The 341-nt window shown below is 69.2% G+C and carries 1 pseudogene; it reads left to right on the top strand.

The window, feature by feature from the left end:
* Positions 1-341: pseudogene (locus AMS67_RS17515) on the top strand (sugar ABC transporter substrate-binding protein); the annotation flags it as partial.

The raw sequence follows: 341 nt of genomic DNA, 5'->3' as shown, positions 1-341 counted from the left end.
ATCCGGTGCAGTCCGACGCGATGGTCGCGGTGACCAGCCAGGCGAACGACGCAGGCATTCCCGTGCTCGGCTACGGCTCGAGCTGGGAGGGTGTGGTCGCAGCCGTGGGGCTCGACCATCACGCCGATGGCCTCGCAGCGGGCGAGCGCGCCGTCGCGTGGATCAGCGACAAGTACGGCGACGAAGAGGTCGACGTCGCCTTCCTCGGGTGGCCCGACACCGACCTCGGCCGTCTCCGCGGCGAAGGCATCATGGAGGCCCTCGACAGCTCCGGCCTGAACCTCAACATCACCGAGCACAAGACGCTGAGCCTCGACGACGGCTACGCCGCAGCGCAGACC

The organism is Leucobacter japonicus (assembly GCF_001273855.1).
In the GTDB taxonomy this organism is placed as follows: domain Bacteria; phylum Actinomycetota; class Actinomycetes; order Actinomycetales; family Microbacteriaceae; genus Leucobacter; species Leucobacter japonicus.
Note: the sequence above shows the minus strand (reverse complement) of the source record. Positions and strands in the feature narration are given on the sequence as shown.